General features: G+C 63.5%; 7 protein-coding genes. 3 read left to right on the top strand and 4 right to left on the bottom strand.

What is annotated here, in order from left to right:
• The first annotated feature begins 407 nt into the window (after positions 1-407).
• Positions 408-1,043: a LysE family translocator gene (locus VQ02_RS32365; protein WP_048448377.1), complete on the top strand. Its 636-nt coding sequence runs from the start codon at positions 408-410 to the stop codon at positions 1,041-1,043.
• Positions 1,044-1,183: 140 nt separating this feature from the next.
• The gene (locus tag VQ02_RS37805) at positions 1,184-1,408 is read left to right on the top strand and encodes a hypothetical protein (RefSeq protein ID WP_157080900.1); all 225 of its coding nucleotides are present in this window, start codon (positions 1,184-1,186) and stop codon (positions 1,406-1,408) included.
• 113 nt (positions 1,409-1,521) lie between these two features.
• Here VQ02_RS37805 and arsB read toward each other — a convergent pair whose 3' ends face one another.
• The 3 genes from arsB to VQ02_RS32350 are packed head-to-tail and all read right to left on the bottom strand — an operon-like array spanning position 1,522 to position 3,388.
• Positions 1,522-2,583, bottom strand: a complete 1,062-nt coding sequence (gene arsB / locus VQ02_RS32360) for an ACR3 family arsenite efflux transporter (RefSeq protein WP_048448376.1) — start codon at positions 2,581-2,583, stop codon at positions 1,522-1,524.
• A gap of 15 nt (positions 2,584-2,598) precedes the next feature.
• Positions 2,599-3,036 carry an arsenate reductase (glutaredoxin) gene (arsC, locus tag VQ02_RS32355; RefSeq protein WP_209437098.1) on the bottom strand — a complete coding sequence of 146 codons (438 nt, stop codon included), beginning with the start codon at positions 3,034-3,036 and terminating at the stop codon, positions 2,599-2,601.
• On the bottom strand, positions 3,029-3,388 hold the full coding sequence (locus tag VQ02_RS32350) for an ArsR/SmtB family transcription factor (protein ID WP_048448375.1): 360 nt from the start codon (positions 3,386-3,388) through the stop codon (positions 3,029-3,031). Before VQ02_RS32350 ends, arsC begins: the two co-directional genes overlap by 8 nt.
• A 50-nt stretch (positions 3,389-3,438) precedes the next feature.
• Between VQ02_RS32350 and arsH the strand changes: the two genes are divergently transcribed.
• Positions 3,439-4,179, top strand: coding sequence for an arsenical resistance protein ArsH (gene arsH, locus VQ02_RS32345; RefSeq protein WP_048448374.1), 741 nt, complete (start codon positions 3,439-3,441; stop codon positions 4,177-4,179).
• Between the two features lie 1,294 nt (positions 4,180-5,473).
• Here the strand turns inward: arsH and VQ02_RS37800 are convergent.
• Positions 5,474-5,695: a DUF2239 family protein gene (locus tag VQ02_RS37800; RefSeq protein WP_245239915.1), complete on the bottom strand. Its 222-nt coding sequence runs from the start codon at positions 5,693-5,695 to the stop codon at positions 5,474-5,476.
• Between the last annotated feature and the right edge of the window lie 407 nt (positions 5,696-6,102).

Below are 6,102 nucleotides of genomic sequence, written 5' to 3'. Positions count from 1 at the left end.
CTCCTGAAAGCTCACAGCTAGAGGGTCACCGATGAAGACTTTCCGGCTGCACCGAGGCTGGCGCGAACCGAACGGCCTCGTGACGGATCACGTGACGCTGGAGCGGATCATCAAGGCCGCCAGCGCTTCCGATGCCATGGGGAGGCCCTGGCCGAGGGGGACTTCGTTCTCGACGACGAAACCAACTTGGTGTGGCTCACCGACGAGAATGGCGCTCTGGTATGGTCGCTGCGGCTGGACGACGAAAACATGGCACCGAGCCCATGAGGGCGCGCCTACCTCCCGATGCTCCTCCTGACGCCGATGACCGCCCGCAACGGGTGGACAGCCGACCTCAGCACACGGCAGTTGCGAACGCTGGCAAAATGGGTCAGCGGTCCTGACCTCCTGCTTGTCAGGGACGCTTCATGCTCGACCTGCACTCCTACGCCCTGTTCCTCGCCACGGCCGTGGTACTCGTCCTCTCGCCGGGACCTGACACGGTGCTGATCCTCTCGCGCACGCTCGCCTCGGGAACCGCCGCGGGCCTGATGACGCTGGTGGGGACGCAGGTCGGCAACGTCATCCATGCCCTTCTCGCAGGCGTAGGCGTCTCCACAGTCATCCTCCTCTTCCCGGTCGCGTTCACGGCCCTGAAGATCGTGGGCGTCCTGTACCTCCTGTACCTCGCCTTCATGGCGTGGCGGGCGCCTGCGACGCTCGACCTTGATCCTGCGCTTCGAGATCGACTTGGACGGAGCGGACGCTTCTTCATCCAGGGACTCGCCAACAACCTCGCCAACCCGAAGATGATCGCGTTCTTCCTGGCGCTGTTCCCGCAGTTCATGCGCCCGGAGGCAGGTTCGCTCGCGCTTCAGAGCCTCGTTCTCGGCCTGACGCTGGCGCTCATGGCCGCAGCCTGGATCGGGTTCGTCGTGGTCGTGGTGGGGCACTTCAGGGCAGTGGTGGCGTCGAGCACCACCTTCCTGACGATCGCCAACCGCCTCGCGGCCGTGACCTTCTTCGGGCTCGCCTGCCGACTGGCCGTCGAAGAAAGCCACTGACAACGAGACCGTCTCCGCATCGACCTTCCGCCAGTTGTATGTGCAACCTAGTAAACCAACGTTAATTACGTGTCCAGGCTTGATGTCGCTGATCCGAGCCGCAAGCTTTGTTCGACGAACAACCGTGTTTCAGGTGAGCGATGCAGAAATTCACCGAGAACTCTCTCGTATCTCTGACATTGGGTGCTTTGGTCCTGTCCGGTACAGTCAAGGCCATTGGCGACACCCTCGACATGCCCGCTTCAGCGGCATCACCCGCAAAGCGGCTGCAACAGCTTATTCTCGATTTTGGTGACGCCTCTGCACCGATTGAGGTGTGGCTTCCCGCTGAGGATGCCGCGCGTGCGGAGTGCCGCGCGGCCTGAAGGTCAATCTCTAGGGATGGGGGCAAACCCAGACCCTTCGCATCGTTGATCCTATGACTACCATGGGGGCGCAAGTGGCCCCTGAGACAGGACCAAGCTCGTGGGTTTTGACGTCAGGCTTCGCGCGAGGCTGGCTTGAGATCCGCCCGAGACGCGGCGCCGCGCTCGTACCAGCCCTTCGAGCGGTTCACGATGTGGACGACCGTCAGCATCACCGGCACCTCGATCAGTACGCCGACCACGGTTGCCAGTGCTGCCCCTGAGTTGAAGCCGAAGCGGCTGATCGCGGCGGCCACGGCCAACTCGAAGAAATTCGAGGCGCCGATCAACGCGGACGGCCCCGCCACGCAGTGCTGCTCGCCCGCCATTCGGTTCAGGATGTAGGCGAGCCCGGCGTTGAAGTAGACCTGGATCAGGATCGGCACCGCGAGCATGGCGATCACCAGCGGCTGCGCGAGGATCTGCTCGCCCTGGAACCCGAAGAGCAGGACGAGGGTGGCGAGCAACGCCACCAAGGAAATCGGCCCAAGGGGCTTCAGCACCCGATCGAGAGCCGCCTGACCGCTCGACGCCAGCACCGAGCGGCGAACGACCTGCGCCACGATCACCGGGAGGACGATGTAGAGCACGACCGACAGCACCAGCGTGCCCCAGGGCACTGTGATGGCCGAGAGGCCGAGGAGCAGACCGACGATGGGCGCGAAGGCCACGACCATGATCGTGTCGTTCAGGGCGACTTGCGACAAGGTGAAGTGGGGCTCGCCCTTCGTCAGGTTCGACCACACGAACACCATCGCGGTGCAGGGCGCCGCCGCCAGGATGATGAGCCCGGCGATGTAGCTGGCCACCTGATCGGCCGGGAGGTAGGGGCGGAAGAGCCAGCCGATGAAGAGCCAGCCGAGAGCGGCCATTGAGAAGGGCTTCACGGCCCAATTGACCAGGACCGTGACGCCGACCCCGCGCCAGTGCTGCCCGACCCGGCGCAGCGAGGCGAAGTCGATCTTGAGCAGCATGGGGATGACCATGAGCCAGATCAGCAGCGCCACCGGCAGGTTGACCTTGGCGACCTCGGCCGCGCCGATGGCGTGGAAGACGCCCGGCATGATGTGGCCGAGGGCGACGCCCACGACGATGCAGAGCGCGACCCACAGGGTCAGGTAGCGTTCGAAGACTATGAGGGCGGCTCTTGGTCAGGCGGTGGCGACGCGACGGCCGTGCTCGTCGACGACGCGCTCGCCGTCTTCCTTCACGAATTCGCCGTGCGGGGCGGGGAGGAGGTCGAGCACTGCTTCAGATGGGCGGCACAGGCGCACGCCCCGGGGGCTCACGACGATCGGTCGGTTCAGCAGGATCGGGTGTTCGGCGATCGCGTCGAGAAGCGCTTCGTCGTCGAGCTTCAGGTCGCCCAGGCCGAGTTCGGCGTAGGGGGTGCCCTTCTCACGCAGCAGGTCGCGGATCGACAAGCCCGCCCGCGTGGCGAGATCCCGGATCATCGTCCATGTCGGGGGCGTCTTCAGGTACTCGATGACGTGCGGCTCGATGCCCGCGTTGCGGATCATCGCCAGGGTGTTGCGGGACGTCCCGCAGGCGGGGTTGTGGTAGACGACGACGTCGATTGGCTCAGCCATGGGTCGTGGCCTCCGTGGGAGAGCAGCAGGCTGCGAGCGCCGCGACTGCCGGGGTGCAGATTTCCGGACGACCGCCGCAGCAGTCCTTCATCAGGAATTCAATGAGGTTCGTGAGCGCCGGGAAGGCCGCGCTGTAGATCGTCGAGCGCCCCTCCCGCCGGGACTGGATCAGGCCCGCGTGCTCCAGTTCCTTGGTGTGGAAGGAGAGGTTCGAGGACGACGCGCCGACCTCGGTCGCCAAGGTCCCGGCCGTCAGCCCATCTGGCCCGGCGGTGACGAGGATGCGCACGAGCCGCAGGCGCGTCTCCTGCGAGAGCGCCGCGAAGGCGTTTAGGGCTTGCCGTTCGTCCATGGTTCTTTCAATATCTCAACACTTATTGATAAATAGACGAAAGCGTGCCCGTGAACAAGCCTGACCTGACCGTTGCCGATGGCCTCCCGAACCTGCTGGAGCCCGTGTTCGAAGTGCCGACCTCGGAGCACTTGAAGCCGCGCGAGCGGTTTACGCACGCGCCGCGCTTCCTGATCCTCTACGGCTCTCTGAGGAAGCGCTCCTACAGCCGCTTCCTTGCCTACGAGGCGTCGCGGCTCCTGGAGCGTATGGGCGGGGTGGCCCGCATCTACCATGCGAACGGCTTGCCCTTGCCGGACGATGCGGCGGCCGATCACCCGAAGGTTCGAGAATTGCGCGACCTCTCGCTGTGGTCCGAGGGGCAGGTCTGGGTGAGCCCGGAGCGGCACGGCAACCTGACGGGAGTGATGAAGAGCCAGATCGACTGGCTGCCGCTGGAAAGCGGCGGCATGCGCCCGACCCAGGGCCGCACGCTCGCGGTAATGCAGGTGTCGGGCGGGTCGCAGTCCTTCAACGCCGTGAACTCGATGCGGATGCTCGGGCGCTGGATGAGGATGATTACGATCCCGAACCAGTCCTCGGTGGCGAAAGCCTACGAGGAATTCGACGAGGCAGGTCGCATGCGACCGTCCGCCTACTACGACCGCATCGTCGACGTCGTCGAGGAGTTGTTCAAGTTCACGCTGCTCACGCGGGAGCGTTCCGACTACCTCGTTGATCGCTACAGCGAGCGCAAAGAAGCGTGGGTGAAGGCCACGCCCGAGGGGCGGCCCGACACGAGCGCGATCTGACTGGCCCCGAAGGCGCGTTCTTCTCCCAGGACTCAGAAGTCAATGCGAAATTCGTTGAACGAATTTCGCTCGAAGAACTCACGGGCCGAGCCTGTCGCCCTGCTCTGGACGGGCGAAGAGCCTATTCACCGCCACGTCCTCGTTATGATTGTGGGCGAACTCGGTGTTGGTTTTTTCCAGGGCTGATGTCGACGCACTTCTCGCGCGAATTGCTTGAGTTTGAGTTCATGGTCTCGAACTTCGTCGCGGCGAGATCTACGCCTTCGGCTCCGACCTCACCGGGCGTCTTCGCCCTCGGCTGCAGCGCTTGCGCGCCTTCGCCGAGGACTTCAGGCGCAGGTGATGGAGGAACTGCTTCGTCTGCGACTCGTTCTCAAAGTGCTTCTGGAACAATCACTCTCGTCTCGCGCTAGATCCTACGCTTTCTCCCCCTCCACAACACTCAACAAAAAAGCGATGTGGAAGAGGAGATGTTAGTTCGTTCGCACTGAGTCGGAAACGGTCAATCAGCTACTTACTCGGATTTCTCAGAGGCAGGCGGTCACCCTGTACCTGCTTTGCAGCCCTATCTCTGGCACACCCTTGAAACTTGCTTGGTCGGGATGGTCTGGGTGAGTGCTCGACGACGAAGTGTCGGAATCCTTTCTCAACCGGGTCTTGCCCAATGCTGGTGCTTGAATGCCATGACGGTCGCCCCTTTCGGGGCCTTCGTGGGATCGAGCGCATTGACGAACTCGACCTCCACATGATCCAGCCGAAATTCTACAACGGCATGGATCATCATTTGCGTACCTTTCGCCAGAAATCTGGCTCAGGGGTCGTCCGTTGCCCAACTTCATCGGACCGTCCGCCTGATCGATCCGCTCTTACCTCATCCGTCCCGTCTACGGCCGACGCCTTCACGCGTCCAAGCACCTCATTCTCCGGGATAGTGCCTTGGCCGGGCCAGCCATCAGGATCTTGCGATCACCCTGAGCAGTATATTGAGCAAAGATACAATAAATTTGTCGTTGCTGCAATTTATTTATTTTTGCAAAGACCGCGTTGTTCCGGAAAATGTCCGCTAAGATCCTCGAATGTCTCGTCGGCCACGTCATGCTGGATCAGCGACCTTGAGGGCGGCATCGAGGAGCGCCGGAGCCCTGAGGAGCCTCCCGGGAGCGGGTTCCCCGTCTCGTCGGGGACCAGCAACGGCGCGGGGTCGAGGGCGTGAAGATCCTGGGCAACGGTCGACGGGGAGCTTCATCCCGCGCGCGGAAGCTGACGTTGCTCGGCCGAAACTTCAGTTGATGGCTCAGGCGAGGGCTGCAAGCTTCAGCGCATGGGCTCGGATGTCCGGGGGCCATCCCATCATGCGGTCGGCATAGCTTTCGGCATCCCCGGCGAAGAGTGCCCGGATCACCACCTCGAACCCGGGCAGATCGCCAGCCAATGCCGCAAGGAAGCGGTAGGCGGCCTCTCGCGCGGCCTTCGCGCGGGTTTGCCCATCATCTGCACCTCGATCGACAGCGCGCAGTCGGTCGGGATGAACGCGCGCCAGCGCGGCTCCTCCGGTGTCGACGACGCCGTGTTCCAGGCCACCACGCGCAAGTAGGGGAACAGGGCCGCGAACTCGGCATGGTCGAGGTCGCCGCCATCGTTGTCGAGCCAGATCCCGCGCAGGTGCGTGATGTTGCCGAGCCCGCGATCGGTCTCGGCCGCCTTCGTAGGTTCGAAGTGGGCGGGAGAGAACACCCCGGACTCCTCCTTCGCCACCACACGCCGATGCAGGTCACGCAGGCCCGCGATGAACGAGTCGTCGTCCTCCAGGTCGACGTGGGCGAGCGGATGTCTGTCGTAGATCGTCGCGAAGGCGGAGCCGCTCGTGGACGATGCCGGAAGCGTGACGATATCCCCTTCCTTATACCACTTCGCTTAAGCATT

The sequence above is a fragment of the Methylobacterium variabile genome (assembly GCF_001043975.1).
Lineage (GTDB): Bacteria > Pseudomonadota > Alphaproteobacteria > Rhizobiales > Beijerinckiaceae > Methylobacterium > Methylobacterium variabile.
Note: the sequence above shows the minus strand (reverse complement) of the source record. Positions and strands in the feature narration are given on the sequence as shown.

Excerpts from the sequence above, each read along its gene's own strand:
- VQ02_RS32365 (WP_048448377.1), top strand. The coding sequence starts at position 408 with ATGCTCGACCTGCACTCCTACGCCCTGTTCCTCGCCACGGCCGTGGTA.
- VQ02_RS37805 (WP_157080900.1), top strand. The coding sequence starts at position 1,184 with ATGCAGAAATTCACCGAGAACTCTCTCGTATCTCTGACATTGGGTGCT.
- arsC (WP_209437098.1), bottom strand. The coding sequence starts at position 3,036 with ATGGCTGAGCCAATCGACGTCGTCGTCTACCACAACCCCGCCTGCGGG.
- VQ02_RS32350 (WP_048448375.1), bottom strand. The coding sequence starts at position 3,388 with ATGGACGAACGGCAAGCCCTAAACGCCTTCGCGGCGCTCTCGCAGGAG.